Source organism: Streptomyces sp. NPDC055962 (genome assembly GCF_042270185.1).
In the GTDB taxonomy this organism is placed as follows: domain Bacteria; phylum Actinomycetota; class Actinomycetes; order Streptomycetales; family Streptomycetaceae; genus Streptomyces.
The window spans coordinates 142,032-162,984 of sequence record NZ_JBHJYN010000006.1; the positions used below are offsets into that span (position 1 = coordinate 142,032).

16 protein-coding genes are annotated in these 20,953 nt (G+C 69.9%); 9 read left to right on the forward strand and 7 right to left on the reverse strand.

Translation table 11 applies throughout. The features are described from left to right. Positions 1-19: 19 nt before the first annotated feature. Positions 20-1,135: a nitrous oxide reductase family maturation protein NosD gene (locus tag ACFC51_RS19225; RefSeq protein WP_376529788.1), complete on the reverse strand. Its 1,116-nt coding sequence runs from the start codon at positions 1,133-1,135 to the stop codon at positions 20-22. 160 nt (positions 1,136-1,295) lie between these two features. Between ACFC51_RS19225 and ACFC51_RS19230 the strand changes: the two genes are divergently transcribed. Together ACFC51_RS19230 and ACFC51_RS19235 are read left to right on the forward strand one after the other, a co-directional pair. Continuing rightward, on the forward strand, positions 1,296-1,697 hold the full coding sequence (locus tag ACFC51_RS19230; RefSeq protein WP_376375835.1) for an ACT domain-containing protein: 402 nt from the start codon (positions 1,296-1,298) through the stop codon (positions 1,695-1,697). 46 nt (positions 1,698-1,743) lie between these two features. Beyond that, complete coding sequence (locus tag ACFC51_RS19235; RefSeq protein ID WP_329225291.1) at positions 1,744-2,244, forward strand: hypothetical protein; 501 nt, start codon at positions 1,744-1,746, stop codon at positions 2,242-2,244. Here the strand turns inward: ACFC51_RS19235 and ACFC51_RS19240 are convergent. Then, on the reverse strand, positions 2,183-4,447 hold the full coding sequence (locus tag ACFC51_RS19240) for a germacradienol/geosmin synthase (protein ID WP_376529789.1): 2,265 nt from the start codon (positions 4,445-4,447) through the stop codon (positions 2,183-2,185). The genes ACFC51_RS19235 and ACFC51_RS19240 overlap by 62 nt on opposite strands. 242 nt (positions 4,448-4,689) lie before the next feature. Here ACFC51_RS19240 and ACFC51_RS19245 point away from each other — a divergent pair, with 242 nt between their 5' ends. Next, complete coding sequence (locus ACFC51_RS19245) at positions 4,690-6,021, forward strand: N-acetylmuramoyl-L-alanine amidase (RefSeq protein WP_376529791.1); 1,332 nt, start codon at positions 4,690-4,692, stop codon at positions 6,019-6,021. A gap of 98 nt (positions 6,022-6,119) precedes the next feature. Here the strand turns inward: ACFC51_RS19245 and ACFC51_RS19250 are convergent, their stop codons facing one another. Then, complete coding sequence (locus ACFC51_RS19250) at positions 6,120-7,256, reverse strand: aminoglycoside phosphotransferase family protein (protein WP_376375843.1); 1,137 nt, start codon at positions 7,254-7,256, stop codon at positions 6,120-6,122. Between the two features lie 231 nt (positions 7,257-7,487). Between ACFC51_RS19250 and ACFC51_RS19255 the strand changes: the two genes are divergently transcribed. Then, complete coding sequence (locus tag ACFC51_RS19255) at positions 7,488-8,987, forward strand: hypothetical protein (RefSeq protein ID WP_376375846.1); 1,500 nt, start codon at positions 7,488-7,490, stop codon at positions 8,985-8,987. Between the two features lie 146 nt (positions 8,988-9,133). Here ACFC51_RS19255 and ACFC51_RS19260 read toward each other — a convergent pair whose 3' ends face one another. Then, positions 9,134-10,558, reverse strand: a complete 1,425-nt coding sequence (locus ACFC51_RS19260) for a PP2C family protein-serine/threonine phosphatase (RefSeq protein ID WP_376529793.1) — start codon at positions 10,556-10,558, stop codon at positions 9,134-9,136. A gap of 508 nt (positions 10,559-11,066) precedes the next feature. On the opposite strand from ACFC51_RS19260, the gene rpmG reads away from it, so the two are divergent. Next, positions 11,067-11,231, forward strand: a complete 165-nt coding sequence (gene rpmG, locus ACFC51_RS19265; protein ID WP_376529795.1) for a 50S ribosomal protein L33 — start codon at positions 11,067-11,069, stop codon at positions 11,229-11,231. 316 nt (positions 11,232-11,547) lie between these two features. Here rpmG and ACFC51_RS19270 read toward each other — a convergent pair whose 3' ends face one another. Further along, positions 11,548-12,048, reverse strand: coding sequence for a tetratricopeptide repeat protein (locus ACFC51_RS19270; protein WP_376375854.1), 501 nt, complete (start codon positions 12,046-12,048; stop codon positions 11,548-11,550). 61 nt (positions 12,049-12,109) lie between these two features. On the opposite strand from ACFC51_RS19270, the gene ACFC51_RS19275 reads away from it, so the two are divergent. Continuing rightward, the gene (locus ACFC51_RS19275) at positions 12,110-12,916 is read left to right on the forward strand and encodes a VanZ family protein (protein ID WP_376529797.1); all 807 of its coding nucleotides are present in this window, start codon (positions 12,110-12,112) and stop codon (positions 12,914-12,916) included. Here the strand turns inward: ACFC51_RS19275 and ACFC51_RS19280 are convergent. Further along, the gene (locus ACFC51_RS19280; protein ID WP_376375859.1) at positions 12,913-14,667 is read right to left on the reverse strand and encodes a glycoside hydrolase family 6 protein; all 1,755 of its coding nucleotides are present in this window, start codon (positions 14,665-14,667) and stop codon (positions 12,913-12,915) included. The genes ACFC51_RS19275 and ACFC51_RS19280 overlap by 4 nt on opposite strands. A gap of 1,177 nt (positions 14,668-15,844) precedes the next feature. Here ACFC51_RS19280 and ACFC51_RS19285 point away from each other — a divergent pair. The 3 genes from ACFC51_RS19285 (at position 15,845) to ACFC51_RS19295 (ending at position 20,147) form a co-directional block, all read left to right on the forward strand. Continuing rightward, complete coding sequence (locus ACFC51_RS19285) at positions 15,845-18,682, forward strand: glycoside hydrolase family 48 protein (protein WP_376529799.1); 2,838 nt, start codon at positions 15,845-15,847, stop codon at positions 18,680-18,682. 169 nt (positions 18,683-18,851) lie between these two features. Then, positions 18,852-19,565 carry a DUF4230 domain-containing protein gene (locus ACFC51_RS19290; protein ID WP_376375865.1) on the forward strand — a complete coding sequence of 238 codons (714 nt, stop codon included), beginning with the start codon at positions 18,852-18,854 and terminating at the stop codon, positions 19,563-19,565. A gap of 72 nt (positions 19,566-19,637) precedes the next feature. Then, a complete protein-coding gene (locus ACFC51_RS19295; protein WP_376375867.1) occupies positions 19,638-20,147 on the forward strand; it encodes a DUF664 domain-containing protein in 510 nt (169 codons plus the stop codon). On the opposite strand, the gene ACFC51_RS19300 is transcribed toward ACFC51_RS19295, so the two are convergent. Further along, the gene (locus ACFC51_RS19300) at positions 20,108-20,947 is read right to left on the reverse strand and encodes an AraC family transcriptional regulator (RefSeq protein ID WP_376375869.1); all 840 of its coding nucleotides are present in this window, start codon (positions 20,945-20,947) and stop codon (positions 20,108-20,110) included. The genes ACFC51_RS19295 and ACFC51_RS19300 overlap by 40 nt on opposite strands. Positions 20,948-20,953: the final 6 nt, after the last annotated feature.

The following is a 20,953-nucleotide window of genomic DNA, read 5'->3' on the forward strand; positions in this document are numbered from 1 at the left end:
CTTGTGCGGTGGTGAGCCGTCATCCGGCGCACATGCCGGCCGGGACGGACGTCCCGCACGTGTTGCTGACGAAGGTGTTGCCCTTGCCCGCGGTGTCGCGGTTGGCGAGGTCGGCCGGCTTGTTCCCCCGGACGAGGTTCCCGCTGATGTCGTTGTCCGTGTTGAGTGCGCCCACGAAGCTCTTGAACAGGAGGATGCCGCCGGAGAGCGGCGTCGTGCCGACGTTGTCGCGGACGATGTTGTCCCGCACGACCGTGGCCTCGCTGCCGGTGAGGACGATGCCGGAGCCCTGGATCGCGGACAGGCGCGGGGTCGCCGGACAGAACTTGTTGTTCTCGAGGATGCGGTTGCCGCTGATCGTCATCGCCCCGGCAGCGGGCTTGGACTCGTCACCCACGACGAAGACCCCGCTGCAGTTGCCCGCGAGGAGGTTGCCGTCGACGACGAGGTTCCTCACCCGGCGCGCGGTGACACCGATACGGTTCCCGGTCACCGCGTTGTCGAGGACGACCGTTCCCTTGGTGTCGGTCGCCCCGCCCTCCTCGCTGACCGAGTTGGCGACGAAGATCCCCGCGTCCCCGTTGCCCGTGGCGGTGTTGCGACGGAAGTCACCACGGGTCGAACGCTCCTGGGCGATGCCCCAGGTACCGTTCTTCCGGGCGGTCACCCCGCGGACGCTGAGCCCGTCGGTCCAGGACGCCCAGACGCCGCTCTTGGTGAAGCCGGAGACGGTCAGCGCGCGGATCCTCACGTCGTCGACCGTGTGACCCTTGGTGCCGACCACGCAGATGCCGTTGCCGCCGGTGGCGCAGGCGTTGGCGGCCTTGGCCGCCTTCGTGGTCTTCGGGGCCGTGGTCTTCGCGGGTCCGGCCGCCGGCGAGATGACCGTGCGGCCACCGGTGCCCCGCAGGGTCAGACCCGGCGTGGTGATCAGAACGCTCTCGCGGTACGTGCCGGGCTCGACGAGGACGGTGTCGCCGGGCCGTGCCGCGTCCACCGCGCGCTGGATCGAGCCGCCCGGGTGCACCACGAGGTCACGGGGCGCGGACGCGGTGGAGGGGACGGCCGCGAGACCGAGCGCCGTAGCTGCGGAGACGGTGACACCCGCCAGGCATTTCATGTGTCTTTTGCTCATGAGCCGAAGCTATGGGTGATCAACCCCCGGTGCCACGCAAGGTGAGCGTATGGATACATGGCGTGCCTGAATGGGTTACTCGCGCGGGAACCGGAGGGCGCAGGGCCGCGTTCGGGCGGCCGAGGACGCGTCGGCTCCGGCACGGCCGTAGCCTGGCCCCATGACGGGCGAGCGTGATCTCCGAACCCTCCTGCGCGGCCTGCGGCCCGAGCTGAAGCCCGGCCGTTACGCGTGGACGACCGTGCCCGGCGGTGAGGTGCCCGCCGGGGTCGCCCCGGTCGTCACCGTGTCCGAGGAGGAGGGACTGACTCTCGTCGTCCCCGAGGCGCACGCCATGGCGTCAGGACTCGCGTACGAATTCGTCTCCGCCTGGATCACGCTCCGTGTGCACTCCGCCCTGGACGCGGTCGGGCTGACCGCGGCGGTCTCCCTGGCCCTCACGGACGCGGGGATCAGCTGCAACGTGGTCGCCGGATTCCACCACGACCACCTGTTCGTGCCGTACGCGCGGGCGACCGAGGCGGTACGGGTGCTGGAGACGCTGGCCGCGGAGTCCGTGTAGGAGTGCCCGGCTCCGCAACGTGAGCCGGGACACGTAACATGGCCTCATGTCCTTCCTCCGCCGCCGTAGCGCCGCCACACCCGCGGGCCCGGACTTCGACGTCCTGGCCATGGACCCGGGGGACTGGCCCGGCAACCTCGGCGCCGGTCTGCTCCCCGCCCCCGACGGGAGCTGTCAGGGCGTCTTCCTGCGCTACGACCTGTTCGGCGGCCGCGGCCCCGCGATGATCATCGGTAACCTCCCGGAGGGCTCACCGGCCCGCGAGACCGAGGAGGGGCAGGTCCCCTTCGAGGTCGCCCAGCTGCTCCTGGCGCTCGAGAACGACGAGCCGGTCGAAGTGACCGGAGCGGAGGACGTGCCCGTCATGCAGGGCGACAGCCTGCTGATCGTGCGCCGTGTCAAGCTCTCCGAGAGCCGGATCTCCTGCGTCCAGTTCGACCGGAGCGACGGCGTGCTCGTCACCATCGCCAGCTGGGACCGGCCGATCACCGATGATCTGTACGCCCTGCTGAAGCCACTTCCCGCGGAGCTGTTCCAGCAGGGCTGAAACGTCCCTGCGCCGTCAGCGGCAGCGTCACCCGGGCTGCCGAGGTGCCGAACCCCGTGGGGCCTTTGAGGTGCCACGGGGCGGAGTTGCCCCGGCGCAGGTCCTCCTCGCGGTAGCGCCGGCAGTCCCGGTGCCAGATCAGGATCCCCGCCATCCAGTGCTGGAGCTCCAGCACGTAGCCGGCCAGGACCTCTCTCGCCTCCGCGTCCAGATCGAAGTCGTCGTAGAGCACCGGAAGTTCCCGCTCGGCCACATGCTGGAACTGGCGCATCCGCGAGTTCATCAGGTCGTCGACGATGGCGACCCCCGTGGGGTAGTCCACCCCGAAGAAGTTCTGCACGACCAGGACGCCGTTGTGCACCTCGCCCTCGTACTCGATCTCCTTCTGGTACGAGAACAGGTCGTTGAGCAGGCAGGCGTAGTCCGCCGCAGCGTTCTCCAGGGAACGCATCGGGCCGCTGCGGTAGACCGCGTCCGGGACCTTCCTGCCGTGACCCAGCCGGCACAGGCTCATCGTCAGGTCCGAACCGAAGGTCGCGCGGCGCATCTCCATGTAGTCCACCGGATCGGGAATGCGGTTCTGCGCCTGGTTCGCCAGCTCCCACAGCCAGCTCGCCGTCATCGACTCCACCGACTCCCGGAAGGTCCGGCGTCCGCCCTCGTCCATCGGCCCCGCCGTCCGCCGCCAGAGATCGGCCAGACCGCGTTCCAGGGCGTTCACCGGCTCCGGCACCGACGAACCGTCCAGGGGCATGAACAGGGTGAGCCGCTCGTTGGCCAGCCGAGCCCCGGACAGATCCCTGGTCCGCCCGTGCACCACCGGGAACCAGTCGTCACCGTACGTGCCCCAGGTGAGCCATCCCGAGGACAGATCGAGCTCCTCCGCGGTGGCGTCGGGGTGCAGCCCGGCCGCGCAGAGCGGCAGGTCGGCCGCGATCAGCCGCTGCTCGTCCCAGATGTGCGAACCCGGCACACCGGGCTGCGCCTCCAGCAGGCCCATCCGGCGCGACCAGTCCACGATGCGCACGCGCGCGCCGTCCAGATGCGGGCTCAGCGTCGTGCTGAACGGCATGTCGAAGTCCGGCAGCAGCGACGGACCGACGCGCTGGTAGGGGACATGGGTGTGGCTGCGCCGGCGGAGCGATTCGGAGCGGGGTGTGAGCCTGATCGAGGCCGCGGACATGCCGAACCCGGGCACGCTCTCGCCCGCACCGCCGCCGTTCATGTAGCGGCTGGAGCGCAGGTGCCACTCGTGGCCGCCGGACTGCCAGTCCTGGAGCCCCTTCACGTAGGCCAGGACAGCCACCGTCTCGTCGGCGGTCAGCCCTTTCTCCGCGCACAGCGGACCGACTTCGGTGAGGGCGGTGTTCTCGAACTGCTGCAGTCGCGAGGTGAGCAGGTCGTTGACCGCCTCGGCCGCGTCCTGGGTCGAGCAGTGCAGGAACTTCTCCAGGACCAGCACGCCGTTGCTGTTCTCACCCTCGTCCTCGACCTCGCGCTGGTACGAGAACAGGTCGTTGCGCAGGTGCACGCCGTCGGAGAAGGCGTCCCGCAGCACCCGCAGCGCCCGGGAATCCGCCACCGCGGCGGGGACCTCCGCGCCGGCCGCGTACTCCACCAGGCCCGCCGACCAGGGCGCCCCGCCCACCTTGCGGCGCATCTCGATGTACTCGACGGGGTTGGCGATACGCCCCTCGTTGATGTTGGCGAGCTCCCACAGCGACTCGTTGAGCAGATTCTCCGTGGCCTCGGCGAACCGGGCCCGCCAGGCGTCCGACATGGACGGCACGGTCCGGGCCCAGAGGTCGGCCAGCCCCGCCTCCACCGGATTCGTCGGCTCCGGGGCCACCGCGCCCCGCTCCATCGGCATGAAGGCGGGCAGCCGGTCGAGGTACCGCTTCCCGCCGTCACGGTCCGGAGTGCGCTTGAACAGCTCCAGGAAGTGGTCGTCGAAGAAGAAGACCCACACGTACCAGTCGGTGACCAGGGACAAGGCCTCGGCCGAGCAGTCGGGGTGGGTGTACGCGCACAGCAGTGCGTAGTCGTGGGACTCGAGGTCCTCCGCCTCCCAGATGCCGGAGCCCTCCAGCATCCCCATCCCGCGCGCCCACTCCCGCGTATGGCTTCGGGCGGCCTCCAGATGGGGGTTGAGACGTGCCGGGTACGGCACGTAGAAGTCCGGCAGTGAGAAGGGCTGTGCCATGTGCGTCCGGCCTTTCCGAGAACTCCGCGCGGTCCACGCGCGGACCGGTCCTGTCGGCGCCAGCACTACCCTTCGGCCATCCGGGGCACGCACAGCGCGGAATAGTCACACAAGCTCAGGTATCCCTGCACACTGCACTCTTGACTCACCGACACCTCCCGCCACAGAGTGTGCGCCGACCGACCAATGCGGGGAGCGCCCCCGTGCACCGCTCTGCCACCCCAGGCCCAAGAAGGGTTGTCATGACGTCGAAGCAGAGAATCAGACTCGCACTCGCACTGACCACGGCGGGGGCGCTGAGCGTGGCGCTCCTCTCCCCGGCAGCGGCCGGCGCGGACACCGTACGACCGGAATGTCCACGCGGCCTGTCCTGCGACTGGGTCCCCGCGGCCTACCAGCAGACCGGCGACCCGGCCGACAAGGACACCTACGGCAACTACGACACGGCGGACCGTGCCGACAGCAACGCCGTCAAGTTCATCGTCCTGCACGACACCGAGGTCGACTACGACACCACCCTGAAGATCTTCCAGAACCCGGCCAACCAGACCTCCGCCCACTACGTGGTGCGCTCGTCGGACGGCCACGTCACACAGATGGTGAAGAACAAGGACGTCGCCTGGCAGGCGGGCAACTGGTACCTCAACACCCATTCCATCGGCATCGAGCAGGAGGGTGTCGCGGCCGAGGGCGCCAAGTGGTACACCCCCGAGATGTACCGCTCGACCGCACGGCTGGTGCGTCACCTGGCGGCGAAGTACGACATCCCGCTCGACCGGCAGCACATCCTCGGACACGACGGCGTGCCGCCCACCAGTGCCGCCGGGACACCCAACATGCACTGGGACCCGGGACCCTACTGGGACTGGAACCGCTTCATGGCGCTGCTCGGGCGGCCCGCCCTGCCGAGCGCCCCCAGGAGCAGCGAACTGGTCACCGTCAGCGCGGACTTCACCAAGAACCAGCAGGAGTTCCGCGACTGCGAGAAGAAGGTCGACCTGCCCCGGCAGGGCAGCAGTGCGGTCCCGCTGCACACCGGGCCGTCCGCGGACGCGCCGCTCTTCTCCGACCCCGGACTGCATCCCGACGGATCGCCCGGGACGAACTGCGCCGCGGACTGGGGCAGCAAGATCAGCGCCACCCAGCAGGCCGTCGTCGCCGACAGGGCACCCGGCTGGACGGCGATCTGGTGGTACGGCGCGAAGGCGTGGTTCGAGACCCCAGCGGGGACCCGGGTGGTCAGCCCCACCGCCGGGCAGGTCGTGCGCCCGAAGGCGGGCAAGGCCGAAGTGCCGGTGTACGGCGTGGCCTACCCGGAGAAGGGGGAGTACCCGGCGGACTTCGTCAAGCCGACCGTCGGCACACCCCTCGTCTACACGATCAAGGCGGGTCAGGCGTTCCCCGGCGGCGGCGAGGCACCCACCGGCTACTACTACGCCCCGACGATCGACTCCTCGAAGCCGTACGACCACACGTACTTCCGCGGAGCCCAGAGGTACGTGACGGTCCAGATCGGTCACCGGATCGGGTTCGTGAAGGCATCCGACGTCGATGTGGTGCGAGCCGGCTCATGAGCCGCGGCTGAGACCGTGGACGCGCTGCGGGACCCATGTGTCGGCACCGGTCCCGCAGCGCGCTTCCCCCGTCCGTCAGACCGGTCGAGCCGGTGTGGTCAGCGTGTGCCGACGGCCGCCCGGACGGCCCGCCTGGCCATCGCGCAGTCGTCGTGCAGCCTGCGCAGCAGCAGTCGCTGCTCCTCGCCGGAGGACAGCACCCCCTGCCGTGCCTGGCCGCCTCCGGCCGGTGCGCCCTCGCGCATGGCGCGCTGCACGGCCGTCTCGTACGTACGGATCTCCCGTGTCAGCACGATCATGAGGTTGACCAGGAAGGCGTCCCGGGCCGCGGCTCCCGCGGCCTGCGCCAGCTGGCTGATCTGGCGCCGGGCCGCGGGTGCGTCACCGAGCACGGCCCAGAGGGTCGCCAGGTCGTACCCCGGCAGATACCAGCCCGCGTGCTCCCAGTCGACCAGGACGGGGCCGGTGGGCGGCAGCAGGATGTTGGAGAGCAGGGCGTCGCCGTGGCAGAACTGGCCCATGCCCTGCCGGCCGCCCGCGTGGGCCAGGCCGTGCAGCAGCTTCTGCAGGTCACCCAGATCGCGGTCGGTGAAGAGCCCCAACTCGTGGTAGCGGGCGATGCGCGAGGCGTAGTCCAGCGGCGCGTCGAAGAGGCCGGCGGGCGGCCGCCAGGCGTTGATCCGGCTCACCGCGCCGAGAACGGCCCGCAGGTCCGCACGGGGCGGCGCCTCCGCCGGGTGCCTCGTCAGAGCCGCGACCCGTCCGGGCATCCGCTCGATCACCAGGGTGCAGTTCTCCGGGTCGGCGGCGATGAGCCGCGGGGCCCGGACCGGTGGGCGGTGCCTGACGAAGGCGCGGTATGCAGCTATTTCGTGCCTGAACCGCTCCGTCCACGCGGGGGAGTGGTCGAGTAAACACTTGGCCACCGCGGTCGCGCGGCCGGTGGTGCCCACGATGAGCACCGACCGCCCGCTGCGGCGCAGCACCTGCACCGGGTTGAACTCCGGGCAGATGCGGTGCACGGAGGCGATGGCCATCCGCAGCTGCGCGCCCTGGGCGCCGGACAGGTCCAGTCTTCCGCTGAGCGGTTGGGAGCCCGGCCCCGCCGCCCGCCGGGTCCGACCCGTGCCGGACGCCGGATTCACGGCGCGGGGGTCGAGATACGGCCCGCCGCCCGCCCCCGAGGGACGAAGCTGCCGGGGCGGGGCGGACACGGAGGACGATGCTGTGTACATGGGCGAGACAGATCCCTTCGTGCGCCGACAAGTTGCGTGCGCCGCCCCGGCCGGCGGCCGTTCGGCACCCTGGGGAGTACCTAGGGCTGCCGGGCGGGGTGGCGCACTCCTACCTGACACCGACCTGCGGGTAGTGGAACATCTAGCGACCCCTGGCGAACCCTGGCGAATATTCGCCCGGCATCCGCTGGGGGGCTAGGGTCAAGTCAGCCGAGAACCTGGGGGCTTGACGTGACCGGAGAACCCAACACCCGCCTTTCCGACCTGTTCGGCCTCGCCGGCTGGTCCAAGGGTGAACTCGCGAGAATGGTGAACAGGCAGGCGGCGGCCATGGGCCACCTCCAACTGGCCACCGACACCTCGCGGGTGCGGCGCTGGATCGACATGGGGGAGTCACCCCGCGATCCCGTGCCCGAAGTGCTGGCAGCTCTGTTCACCGAGCGGCTCGGCCGTGTCGTGACCATCGAGGACCTCGGGTTCGGCCGGCGCGGGCGTGTGGGGAAGCGGAGAAAAGCCGGGACGGAAGAGAATCCCGACGGATTGCCGTGGGCGCCCGAACGGACGGCAGCGGTCCTCACCGAATTCACGGGAATGGACCTCATGCTCAACCGACGCGGCTTGGTGGGCGCGGGCGCCGCGCTCGCCGCTGGCTCAGCTCTCACCGGCGCCATGTACGACTGGCTGCACTCCGAGCCCGCTCCGGCGGCCCGGGCCTCACGCCTCAACGAACCCCTGTACGCCGACAACGCCGGCTTCGACCTGTACGAGGCGGCCCCCATCGGTTCCGAGGAGATCGAGGCCCTCGAGCGCTCGGTCGAGGTGTTCCGGGCCTGGGACGCCTCCAGGGGCGGCGGGCTCCAGCGCAAGGCTGTCGTGGGTCAGCTCAACGAGGTGGGCGGCATGCTCGCCTACCACCACCCCGACCACCTGCAGCGCCGTCTCTGGGGCGTCGCGGCCAATCTCGCGGTCCTCGCCGGCTGGATGTCCCACGACGTCGGGCTCGAACCCACCGCCCAGAAGTACTTCGTGATCGCCGCCCACGCGGCGCGCGAGGGCGGCGACCGTCCCCGCGCGGGCGAGGCGCTCTCCCGCGCGGCCCGGCAGATGGTCCACCTGGGCCGGCCGGACGACGCGCTGGACCTGATGAAGCTCGCCAAGTCCGGTTCCGGCGAGGAGACCCTGCCGCGTACCCGGGCGATGCTGCACACCATCGAGGCGTGGGCGCAGGCGTCGATGGGCCGCGGGCAGGCCATGCGGCGCACCCTCGGCGAGGCCGAGGACCTCTTCGTGTCGGACAAGGGCGACGTGCCGCCTCCGAGCTGGATGCAGATGTTCGACGAGGCGGACATGCACGGGATGCAGGCCCTGGCCTTCCGTACGCTGGCCGAGCACGACCCGGCCGCGGCGTCCACCGCGCAGCGCCACGCCAAGCAGGCGCTGGATCTGCGGATGAACGGCCGCCAGCGGTCCAAGATCTTCGACTACATCTCGCTGGCCTCGGCGTGCTTCATCGCCGACGACCCGGAGCAGGCCGACCGGTACGCGAGGCTCGCCCTGGTGTCGATGGGGGAGACCTCCTCGCACCGCACGTGGGACCGCCTGCGGGAGATGTACCGGCTCACCGGGCAGTTCGCCGGGTACGCCAAGATCGAGGACCTGCGCGAGGAGATCGAGATGGCCCTGCCCTCGGGTGCCGCCTCCCACAAGAAGGCCAAAGGCTCCCAGGCCTGACCAGGGACCCCCGTCGAGGCGTGGGGAAGGACCTCTGCCCGCGGACCTGGCTGGTGTGCCGTGTCCGAGGGGCCGTACAGGCATGGTTCTGTCCGGACCACCCGAAGAGCTGTACGGGGATGTTTCCGAGGCGACCAGGCACTCCTTCAGCCCTCCACGCGGGCCACCATCACACATGCGTCGTCGAGCCGTTCGGCAGAACCGAGCTCCTCGACCACGATCCTCACGCAGTCCTGTGCCGTGCGGGCCTGCGCGAAACGGGGGGCCAGCTCCAGAAGCATGTCCGGACCGGTTCCGCGGTCGCCGAGGCCTGTCAGCCCGTCGGTGTGCAGGACGAGCACATCGCCGGGGAGCAGGGCCATCTGTTCCTGCTCGTAGGTGACACCGGACGCCGCACCGAGGAGCACCCCGTCCGGTGCGGGCAGAGGGCGCCCCACTCCGTCGCGGAACAGCAGCGGCGAGGGGTGGCCCGCCTGTGCCCAGGTGAGCGTGCCGGTCGCCGGATCGAAGCGGCAGCACACGGCGCTTCCGAGGGCCGGCTGCGCGGAGCATTCGATCAGCTGGTTGAGATGTCCCATGACCGCACCCGGGTCCACTCCGGCCACGGCCATGCCTCGCAGCGCACCGAGCAGCATCGCCATGGCCGAGGTCGCGGGGATCCCGTGGCCGGTGAGGTCACCGACGCTGAGCAGCGTTCTCCCGTCCTGGAGGGGCAGCGCGTCGTACCAGTCGCCGCCGACCAGATCGCTCGACCCGGAGGGCGCGTAGTGGGCGGCGATGTCCAGGCCGCTCGCCCTCCGGCCGGATATCGGCAGCGAGCCGTGCCAGGGGGGCAGAACGGCCTCCTGCAGTTGCACCGCCATCCGGTGCTCGGCCCGGGCCATGTGCTCCTGGCGTTGCAGTGTGTCCTGCGTCCGGCCGACGGCGTGCTGACTGCGCCGCAGTCTGCTGACGTCGCGCAGGACCGCCCACATGGAGGCGGTGCAACCGTCGGCGTCCAGGACGGGTTCGCCCATCATGTGCAGCGTGCGTACGGCGCCGTCGGGCAGCAGGATCCGGAACTCGCCGTCTATCGGCCGGCCGTCGACCAGGCAGTCGGTCACCATGGATGTCAGGAGGGGCTGGTCCTCCGCGAGGAGTACGGACGGCAGTTCGTCCAGCGACAGTGCGCCTGCCCCCGGTTCCCGGCCGAAGATCCGGTACAGCTCGTCGGACCAGCTGACCTCGTCGGTGAGCAGATTCCATTCGGCGCTGCCGACCCTGCTGAGAAGGGAGCCCGTCGGAGGCTCGGGGGGAGTCCCGGCGGGCGCTTCCTCCGCAGGCAGGGGGGCGGGGATGCCGTCCCGCAGCTGTCCGAGGTGCTCGCCGAGATCGTCGAGCTGATGGACGGCGAGCTCGCAGAGTGCGCGCCGCCACCGCAGCCGGGGATCGTCGTCGTCGAGCACGGAGGTGTCGCGCCGCACCGCGTCCACGTCGCCGCGCAGCAGTCGCGTCCGGTCGATCAGGGCGTCGACTGCTTCCCGCTCCGGCGGTTGCGGGGCGGGGCGGTCCGCAAACAGATGGGACGGCATCTGGTACTCCGATACAGGCGGTACGGCCGGTTCGTGGGGTAGGACCGAACACGACTGTTGCACAGGCTGAGAGACCCCGTAAGGGATTTGGCAACACTCGACGCGTCCTTGCTTCTGGCATATGCCATCGGCCGGGTGGAGCGCGGGTCCGCCGAACACCCTTGCCCCTGGTGGGGAGTTGACGCAAGTCAACCGGCGTGAGCCGCCCCGCGTACGCCCGCGCGTGCGGCCCCACGCAGCTCGCACCCGCGCGGATCAGGGCATATGCGGAGTCGTGAGGTGTCGCGAGCCGTGTGCGCGACGCTCCGATCGCGCCGCGGCGTCGAGAGGGTGTTCGGAGGGAGGTGTGGATGTGCGTAGACCGCCTGTTCGGGTGTGTGCACCTCGGTGCGTGGCGCCCCGGATCGGGAATGGTGGCGCGACCTCGCGCGTTGAGCCCGTCAGAAGTGAAAACGACACCCGTTCCCATCCGGGGACGGGGTCGCTGTCCCGTCTGGAGGTGCCTGCCATGGCGCGCAGTGAGACCAGGCCCGTCGTACAGCTCCGGTCCACAGCCGGAACCGGCCACACCTATGTGACACGGAAGAGCCGCCGCAACGACCCCGACCGGCTGGAACTGATGAAGTTCGACCCGGTCGCAGGGCGTCACGTCGTGTTCCGCGAGACCCGCTGACCCGTTGTCGGCGTCACCCTCCCGCCGTCGGCGCAGGCCCGCGGGCCTGCGCGATCGTGGTGTGGATCACATGGGTGGGGGCGGATTCACGGGAACGGCGGATGGTGGTTTATCGTTCATCTATGCGTGGGGGTGAGCGGCCGGAGCCCATCGGCAGACGGTCACTCTTCGCCTCCGCACACAAGCCGCCCCGGCTGGATTCCCCCGATCCGGCCGGGGCTTCCCCTTTGCCGGACCGCGTGGGACGGACTGCCGGGACGGCATGACCGCGGCCCCCACCAGGGAGCGGCCGGCCGCTCCCTGGTGGGGGCCGCGCTCACACGGTCCCGGTGAGATCCGTCGCGTAATGCTCGATCGCGGGACGGTACCGCCGCACGTCCGGGCTGTCGCTCGTCGTCGCCAGCAGGCGCAGCAGAAGCTGCATGGCCTCGTGATGCTCACCGGTGTTGAACAGGGCCATGGACAGGAAGGTCCGCAGCGCCCCGTCGTCCGGGAACTCCGAGACACCCCGGCGGAGCGTCTCGACGGCCTGGCCGAACCTGCCGAGGACCCGATAGGTGCTGCCGAGTCCCAGCAACGCCCCCCGGCGGTCCTCCGGCGCGAGCCCGTCCCCCTGGAGGCTCCGCTCGTAGTAGGGCACGGCCTCGGCCTCCAGGCCGAGCACATCGTGGACCCAGGCGGTCTGGTACGCGACCTCGACCGAGTCGGGGAACGCGGCGGTGAGGGAGAGGAGACGTTCCCTGGCCTGCTCGGGATGGCCCTCTTCACGCAGCCGCACTGCCTCCGCCAGCAGCTCGTCCTTCTTCTGTGCGCTCATGCGCACATGGTCGCACCCATCCCGGGGTGTGGCCGCCAGGGTTGGGGGCATCCGTTCCGCCATGAATGCAGAGGCGGATCGTAGTGCACGACGCAGAAGTACGGGACGTCTTCTGCTGCGCGCGGCCGTGCTGGCCGCGACATTCCTCGCGTTGGTGGCGTTCTCCGTGGTGCTGGCGAAGGTGACGCTCACGCCGTCGCCCGCGTCGGAGGACATCGTCACGTCCAATCTGAGGCCGGGGCGGTCCCTGCGCCAGTACGCCGAGGACTACACCTTCCTCGCCGCGTGCAAACAGGCGGGCGGAAACCTCCTGCTCGGGGCGCCGTTCGGCGTTCTGCTGCCGATCCTGGTGCCGCGCCGTCTCCGTATGCTGCGGATGATCGTGCTGACCGTGCTGGTCATCGCGGTCATCGAGCTCGGGCAGGGTGCGCTCGTGGCGGGACGGGCCTTCGACATCGACGACGTCATCCTCAACACCAGCGGCGCGCTGCTGGGTTACCTGTTCGTGGGACGGCGGGTCAGCCACCGGTACCACGCACTTGCCGACGACCCGGCCCCGGCGAAGGAGGCGAAGACCGCACCGAAGACCGCGTCCCGGACAGCGGACAGGACCAGGAGCGACTCCAGGGGCAAGGCGAAGCCCGGAGCGGATCCGAAGTCCGGCCGGAAGTCCGGGACCAAGGCGAAGCCTTCAGCCGTCACACGGACCGGCATGAGGGCCAGGCTCGGCGGACGGACCAAGGAGCCCGCCGCGCGCGGGAGCGCGTCCGCGCCGATGACTCGCGGACGCGCTCTGTTCGACCGGTGGCGCAGCCGACGGGAGGGCCCGGGCGGGGGAGCGCCCGGAGCCCGTCGGCGCGGAGCCTAGAGCGCCGGGTAGGCGTTCTTCATGAGCTGCTGGAACTGGGCGGAGAACCACTTGCCGGAGACGGGGGCATCGCCCAGGGCTCCCGACATGTTGTTGTTGTTGCGTGCGTTACCGGTGTAGGTCGGGTCGCACATCCGGTCGAATCCCTTGCCCTCGTCGTTCGGGATCGCCTTGCTCGAACCGTCCGACTCCCCCGGGGGCTTCATCCAGACGTACGCGTCGATACCGGCTTCCGGGGCCGCCTTGGGGCGTTCCCCGAGGCCGGCTCCGGCCTGGTTGCACCAGTTGCCGAGATGGATGCGCCGGTCGATCCGTCCGCCGTCCACGTAGGTGTCGACGCTGGTGGTGGCACCCGGGCCGGCCGGCCGGGCCGCGCCGCCCCACCCGTTGCGCGAGGTGTCGATGAGCATGCCGATGTCCGACTTGAAGCCCACCGAGACGAGCTTGGTCCGGAAGGCCTGCGCGAACGAGAGCTCGTCCGTGTACCTGTTCCAGTCGACCCACTTCGACTGGCGTACCGAGGTTCCGTTGACGGAGTCCTCGATCTTGAAGTTCGTCTCCTTCAGCGCGCTGTAGTTGGCCGTGTTGGTGATGAAGCCGTGGACGTCGTCGACCGTCGCGCCCTCGGCGGTCGCGGCCTGGTGGAAGATCTCGGCGGAAGCGCCGAAGTTGTCGTCCCAGCCGATCCATCCGTGGTGGCCGGCGTCGATGTAGTTGTAGACGTTGCCGACGTTGCCGAGCTTGTTGAGCGCGTAGCCGACACCCTTGACGTAGTTGCCGTTGGCCTTCATGACGTCACAGGCCGGGGTGGCCGTGGGGCGGCCGCCGGCGTTGGTGACCAGGTTCGGGAGCGAGTCGATCTCGACGGTGGTGACGATGCGCAGACCCGCGTACTTCGAGTCGGCGAGGATCGCCGCGATCGGGTCGATGTACTCCGTCTTGTACCGGTCGATCTCCGTCGGGCCGAGCTCGCCGTTCGACGCGAGCGCCGCGCAGTCGCGCCCCGGGAGGTTGTAGATGACGAGCTGGACGACGAGCTCGCCGGAGCCCTTCTGGGTCAGGGCGGCGTCCAGGTGGTCGCGCAGGCCCATGCTGCCGTTGGCGCCCTTGATGGCCGCGATGCGGTCGAGCCAGACCCCCGTGGGCTGGTTCGAGACCTTGGTGCCGCCCGGTTCGGCGGCCGCCTTGGTCGACCACTCCGGGTTCACGTAGACCTTGGCGCCCGCGTAGGGGTTGTTCACCTTGCTGCCCGCGGGGGGATCGGTGGGCGGATCGGTCGGGTCCGTCGGATCGGTCGGACCTGTCACGTCACCGGTGCAGGTGACACCGTTCAGCTTGAAGGTCGCCGGGACGGTGCTGTTGCCGTTGCCCGACGCGTTGAAGCCGAAGGAGGCGGAGGCACCGGTGGCGAGAGCGCCGTTGTAGGAGAGGCTCTTCGCGGTGACGGCCGCGCCGGTCTGCGAGACCGTGGCGTTCCAGCCCTGGCTGATCTTCTCGCTGCCGGCGAACGACCACTCCAGCTGCCAGCTGGAGACGGCGTCGCCCTTGTTCGTGACGCTCACCGAGGCGGTCAGCCCGCCGTTCCACTGGTTCTGGATCTTGTAGTCGACGGTGCAGCCTGCCGCCGCCGCGGCAGAGGCTCCGAAGGGGGCCACCGCGGCGGCGGATCCCGCGGCTGCGGCGACGAGTGCCCCCGCGGCGATGAGTGCCGTTCGGGATCGGCGCAGGGTGGTGCGGCTCGTGCGGCTCATGCGAATTCCGTTTCCTCAGCTGTCGAGGGCGCGCGGGTGATCACGCAGCCCGATGTCGTACGGGGTGGGGATTCCGTCGTAGTCGCTGATCGAGGACGGGCTGGGAGAGGTCCCAGATGTTCCCGGTCCGTCCGGTGGCGCGGTGTCCGCGGTCGTCGAACCCCGGCACGACCCGGTGGGGGCAGGGGAGTGCGCCGATCTCGCAGGTGGCGAGGGGGACTTCGGCGCGACCGGTGCGAACGGGGGGTACAGCACGACCCGTTCGCGGGGACGTCGGAGTGGTGCACGTGACACACGACGACGGGCTGTTCTGCGAGCCCGCGGCTCTCGTGTGACCGGAGCCGGGGCGCATGCTGTCGGCGTGGGTGGTGGATCCGGCGACATCGCCGGTGAAGGTAGAGCGGAGCATGGGTGGTCAGGCCAAGCGGGTACTCCTCGTTCGGGAGGTGCGCCTACGGGGACGGGCGGATCCGCCGGACCGGTGGAGCCGGTCGGATCCGTGGTGCGGAGTGTGCTGTCGAGCCTGGAGGCGCCGGGCGCGGAGGCGATCCGCGGCGGAGGCCGGCAGGCCGGCCGCAAGGCCCGCGCTGTACGCACGTGTCCGGACCGGTTTGTCGCCGGTGGGGGTGCCCGCCCTCCGTGTGCCGCCGTCCCACTGATGCGCGGTGCTGTTCCCCACCGTGCGTACGAGGGCGGATCCGGAAGCCGTGACCATGGCGGCGGCAGTACCGCCGGCCATGCCGAGCACCGCTCCGAGGAGCAGCCTGAACAGGTGCGATAAGTGCGGGGTGTGTCGCATGAGCGACTCCTTGCAGATCGGGCGTGCCCCCTACGGCACGTCGACTGATGGAACCGCTCCCACTGGTGTGGCATGACGTTAGAGCGTCAAGTGGTGTCGGTCAACACACCAGTTCCCATCTCTTACTATCGAAATAATTCGACTCTTCAAGTCTCTTGACTCTCTTTTTCCTCCTCCCCATGCTGGGAGCGCTCCCACTGGTTCAAGGCTTGTGCTCAACCCCGCACACCCCCCATGTCGCCGAGCCGCGAGGAGGTACCGCGCATGCCATCGGGACGCGCACGAAGAACTTGGTTACCGGGAAGACCGGGCAGAACCGGAGCCGGAAAGCGTCGGTTGTGGACAGCATTGGTGGCGGCGCTGGCCCTTCCCCTGGGTATGACCGCCGCCGCCGGCACGCCGGCCCAGGCCGCCGCGGTCCAATGCAGCGTCGACTACAAGGTCAATGACTGGGGTTCGGGCTTCAGCACCGAGCTCACCGTCACCAACAGGAGCACCGCCGCGATCAACGGCTGGACCCTGACCTACGACTACGCGGGCAACCAGAGGCTCACCAACGGCTGGAACGGCAGCTGGTCCCAGTCGGGCAGGACCGTCACCGTCAAGAACGCGGCCTGGAACGGGGCCATCGCCGCCGGGGCCGCAGCCACCACCGGCGCGCAGTTCTCCTACAGCGGCACCAACGCCGCGCCGACCGCCTTCGCCGTCAACGGCACGGCCTGCGTGGGTGCGCACCAGCCGCCGATCACCGTGCTGACCAGCCCGGCGGCAGGCTCGGTCTTCTCCGCCGGAGACGCCGTACCCCTGGCAGCGACCGCTGCGGCGGCGGACGGGGCCGGAATCACCAAGGTCGAGTTCTACGACGACACGAAGCTGCTCGGGACCGACACCACGTCCCCGTACACCTTCAGCGCCACAGGACTGTCCGCCGGTGCCCACTCCGTGTATGCCAGGGCGTACGACGGCCTCGGCGCCTCGGCGGAGTCGACACCCGCCGGCATCACTGTCGCCGCCGGGCCGGCCGTCGTCGCCGCACCGGCCCAACTGGGCGTACAACAGGGCAAGTCGGGGACGTTCAACGTCTCCCTGTCCACCGCACCCACCTCGTCCGTCACCGTCTCGGTGGCTCGGAGCGCCGGCAACACCGGCCTGAGCGTCACCGGTGGCGCGAGCCTCACCTTCACCGCGTCGAACTGGTCCGCCCCCCAGAAGGTGACCGTCTCCGCCGCCGCCTCGGGAACGGGCGCCGCGACCTTCACCGTCACGGCACCGGGCCACAGCAAGGCCGAGGTGACCGTCACCCAGCTCGCGGCGGCGAAGGAGTACGACGCCCGCTTCCTCGATCTGTACGGGAAGATCACCGACCCGGCCAACGGCTACTTCTCCTCGGAGGGAATCCCCTACCACTCCGTCGAGACCCTGATCGTCGAGGCCCCCGACCAGGGGCACGAGACGACGTCGGAGGCGTACAGCTATCTGATCTGGCTCCAGGCGATGTACGGGAAGATCACCGGGGACTGGACGAAGTTCAACGGTGCGTGGGCCACCATGGAGAAGTACATGATCCCCACCCACGCCGACCAGCCCACGAACTCCTTCTACAACGCCTCCAAGCCCGCCACCTACGCGCCGGAGCACGACACCCCGAACGAGTACCCGGCCGTGCTCGACGGATCGGCGTCCTCCGGATCGGACCCGATCGCCTCCGAGCTGAAGAGCGCGTACGGCACGGACGACATCTACGGGATGCACTGGATCCAGGACGTCGACAACGTCTACGGATACGGCAACTCCCCCGGAAAGTGCGCGGCCGGACCCGGTGACACCGGGCCGTCGTACATCAACACCTTCCAGCGCGGACCGCAGGAGTCGGTCTGGGAGACCGTCACCCACCCCACCTGCGACAACTTCACCTACGGCGGTGACAACGGCTACCTGGACCTGTTCACCGGGGACGCCTCCTACGCCAAGCAGTGGAAGTTCACCAACGCCCCGGACGCGGACGCGCGCGCCGTGCAGGCCGCCTACTGGGCCGACGTCTGGGCGAAGGAGCAGGGCAAGGGCGCCGAGGTCTCGGCGACCGTCGGCAAGGCGGCGAAGATGGGCGACTATCTTCGCTACTCCATGTTCGACAAGTACTTCAAGAAGATCGGCAACTGCGTCGGCCCGACCTCCTGCCCCGCCGGAAGCGGCAAGGACAGCGCGCACTACCTGATGTCCTGGTACTACGCCTGGGGTGGTGCCACCGACACCTCGGCCGGCTGGTCCTGGCGCATCGGATCCAGCCACGCCCACGGCGGATACCAGAACCCCATGGCCGCCTACGCGCTGAGCTCGGTCGCCGATCTCAAGCCCAAGTCGGCCACGGGCCAGCAGGACTGGGCCAAGAGCCTGGACCGCCAGCTGGACTTCTACCAGTGGCTCCAGTCCGACGAGGGAGCGATCGCGGGTGGCGCGACCAACAGCTGGAAGGGCAGCTACGCCCAGCCTCCGGCCGGAACGCCCACCTTCTACGGCATGTACTACGACGAGAAGCCCGTCTACCACGACCCGCCGTCCAACCAGTGGTTCGGCTTCCAGGCGTGGTCCATGGAGCGCGTCGCCGAGTACTACCACGAGACGGGTGACGCCCAGGCCAAGGCCGTACTCGACAAGTGGGTCGACTGGGCCCTGTCCGAGACGACCATCAACCCGGACGGCACCTACCTCATGCCGTCCACCCTCAAGTGGTCGGGCGCGCCCGACACCTGGAACGCGTCGAGACCCGGCGCGAACTCCGCACTCCACGTCACCGTCGCCGACTACACCAACGACGTCGGGGTGGCCGGTGCCTACGCCAGGACGCTGACCTACTACGCCGCCAAGTCCGGTGACGCCGAGGCGAAGGCCACGGCCGAAGGACTGCTCGACGGCATGTGGAGCCACTACCAGGACGACGCGGGCATCGCGGTCCCGGAGACCCGTGCCGACTACAACCGGTTCGACGACCCGGTCTACGTCCCGAACGGCTGGACGGGCACGATGCCCAACGGGGACACGGTCGACAACGACTCGACGTTCCTCTCCATCCGGTCCTTCTACAAGGACGACCCGAACTGGCCGAAGGTGCAGGCCTATCTGGACGGCGGAGCCGCCCCGGTCTTCACCTACCACCGGTTCTGGGCACAGACCGACGTCGCACTGGCGCTGGGAGCGTACGCCGACCTCCTGGAGTGAGTGACGGGGGTGCCACCAGGGGTTCCGGTCGCCGGCCACCGGTCGGCGGCCGGAACCCCGCCGCCGCGCCGAGCGCCTGACGCGGCCCAACAGCTCACGCCCGTACAGGATCTGGCGTAATCCGTCGTCTCGCCGGAGTGAAATCGCCGGACGGGGTCACACGGAGAGAATGACGTCCACAGACGTAAGAACAGACAGCACCGGGGACCCGGGCCACGGCGGTGCGCCCCGCCGCCGTGCCCGCATGCGAGGGTGCCTGCCGTTCGCCGGCGTGTGCGCCGCCGCTCTGGTCCTGCTGCTCCTGGGATCGAGGCTCAGCCTCCTCCCGGGGCTCGGAGACCTCTTCGAGGAGAAGACCAACGACCGTTCGGGACCCGCGGTGCTCAAGTCCATCCAGGACATGAGCGCGTACGAGGCGGCCTCCGGCAACTTCCAGGTCGTCGTCGACCTGGAGAAGGACGCCAAGTACCTGCCCGACGCCATCCGCGGCACACGGACGCTCTACGTCGGCGCGGGTACCGTCGGAGCCTCCGTCGACCTGGGCAAGGTCGGTGCCGACGGCGTGACCGTGAACGAGGACCGCACCAAGGCCGAACTCGTGCTGCCGCACGCGGTGCTGGGCAAGCCCGCCCTCGACCCCGACCGTTCCTACGCCGTCTCCAAGCAGCGAGGCATCCTGGACCGGCTCGGCGACTTCTTCTCCGACAACCCCGGCAGCGAGCAGGCGGTCAACAAGCTCGCGGCCAAGCACATCGGAGAGGCGGCGGAGGAGAGCGGCCTGACGCAACGGGCCGAGAAGAACACCACCTCCATGCTCCAGGGCCTGCTCGGCTCGCTCGGGTTCGAGACGGTCACGGTCCGCTACACCGATCCGCCCGGCTGACAGGAGCGGCGCGGCCGTGACGGCCGCGTGTCGGAGCCATGGCCCTGTCCGCGGACCGGCCATGGTGGTCGTATGAACAGTGCAGGCATTCTCGCCGACGCGTTCGAGCGCGTCCACGAAGCGGTGCACGCCGCAGTCGAGGGGCTCCCGGCCGAGGACCTCAACGCCAGGCTCGACGCCGACGCGAACTCGATCGCCTGGCTCGTGTGGCACCTCACGCGCGTCCAGGACGACCACGTCGCCGACGCGGCGGGGACCGAGCAGATCTGGTTCACGCGGGACTGGGCCTCCCGCTTCGAGCTGCCCCTGGAGAAGGGGTCGACCGGCTACGGCCACAGCAGCGCACAGGTGGGATCCGTGCGGGTGGCTTCGGGCGGTCTTCTCCTCGGGTACTTCGACGATGTCAGCGGCCGGACGCTCGACTTCGTCCGGGGCCTCGACGGGCGGGCCCTCGACCGCGTCGTGGACGATTCCTGGTCGCCTCCGGTGACCCTCGGCGTACGGCTGATCAGCGTCATCGCCGACGACCTGCAGCACGCAGGTCAGGCTGCGTTCGTCCGAGGGGCACTGGAACGCCGCTGAACGGCCTCGGCTCCGGTGCGGGCGTAGTGTCCGGGACTCGTACCGACCACGCGCTTGAAGTGCCGGGAGAAGTGGGACTGGTCGTAGAACCCCGCCGAGGCCGCGACCTCCGGGCCGCGCATGCCCCCGAGCAGCAGGCGACGGGCCAGATCCACACGGCGCCCCGTCAGGTACTGGTGCGGAGCCATGCCGAACTCCTGGCCGAAGGCCCGCACCAGGTGGGTGTGGTGGGCGTGCAGCCGGTCCGCCGCCTCGCGGAGCGTCAGCCCTTCGACGAAGTGTTCGTCCAGCAGATCCCGGAGGGCGTACGCGACGCGGCGGTCGGGCATCCGGGGGGCGAGGGGCTCGTCGCGCAGGTGCCCGGCCAGCCGCTCGGAGACGAGCGCGAGGCGGCTCTGGGCCTCCAGCTCCTCCCCGGGACGTTCGAGCGTGCGGTGGAGCTGGTGGATCCGTCGGCGCAACAGCGGATCCCGGAGCACCGGCCGGTCCACCGCGCGTCCGACGAGATCAGCGTCGAGCTGTCCGGTGCTCAGGTACAGCACGCGCTTGCGGAACCCGCCGGGGGTCGCCGCGCCGCCGTTGTGCGGGATGTGCGGAGGCAGCAGCGAGACCACCGAGCTGGGCGCCCCGTGCTCATGCCGGTCCAGGTCGTAGCGGACCATTCCCTCGTCGACGATGAGCAGGGTCCACGCGTCGTGCGTGTGCATGGGGTACGCGTGGTCGGCGAAGTGCGCGTGGAAGACCTCGTCGATCCCCTCGACGCGCGGGCGCCACGCGGTGATGTCCGGACGTGCTCCCATGGCCGA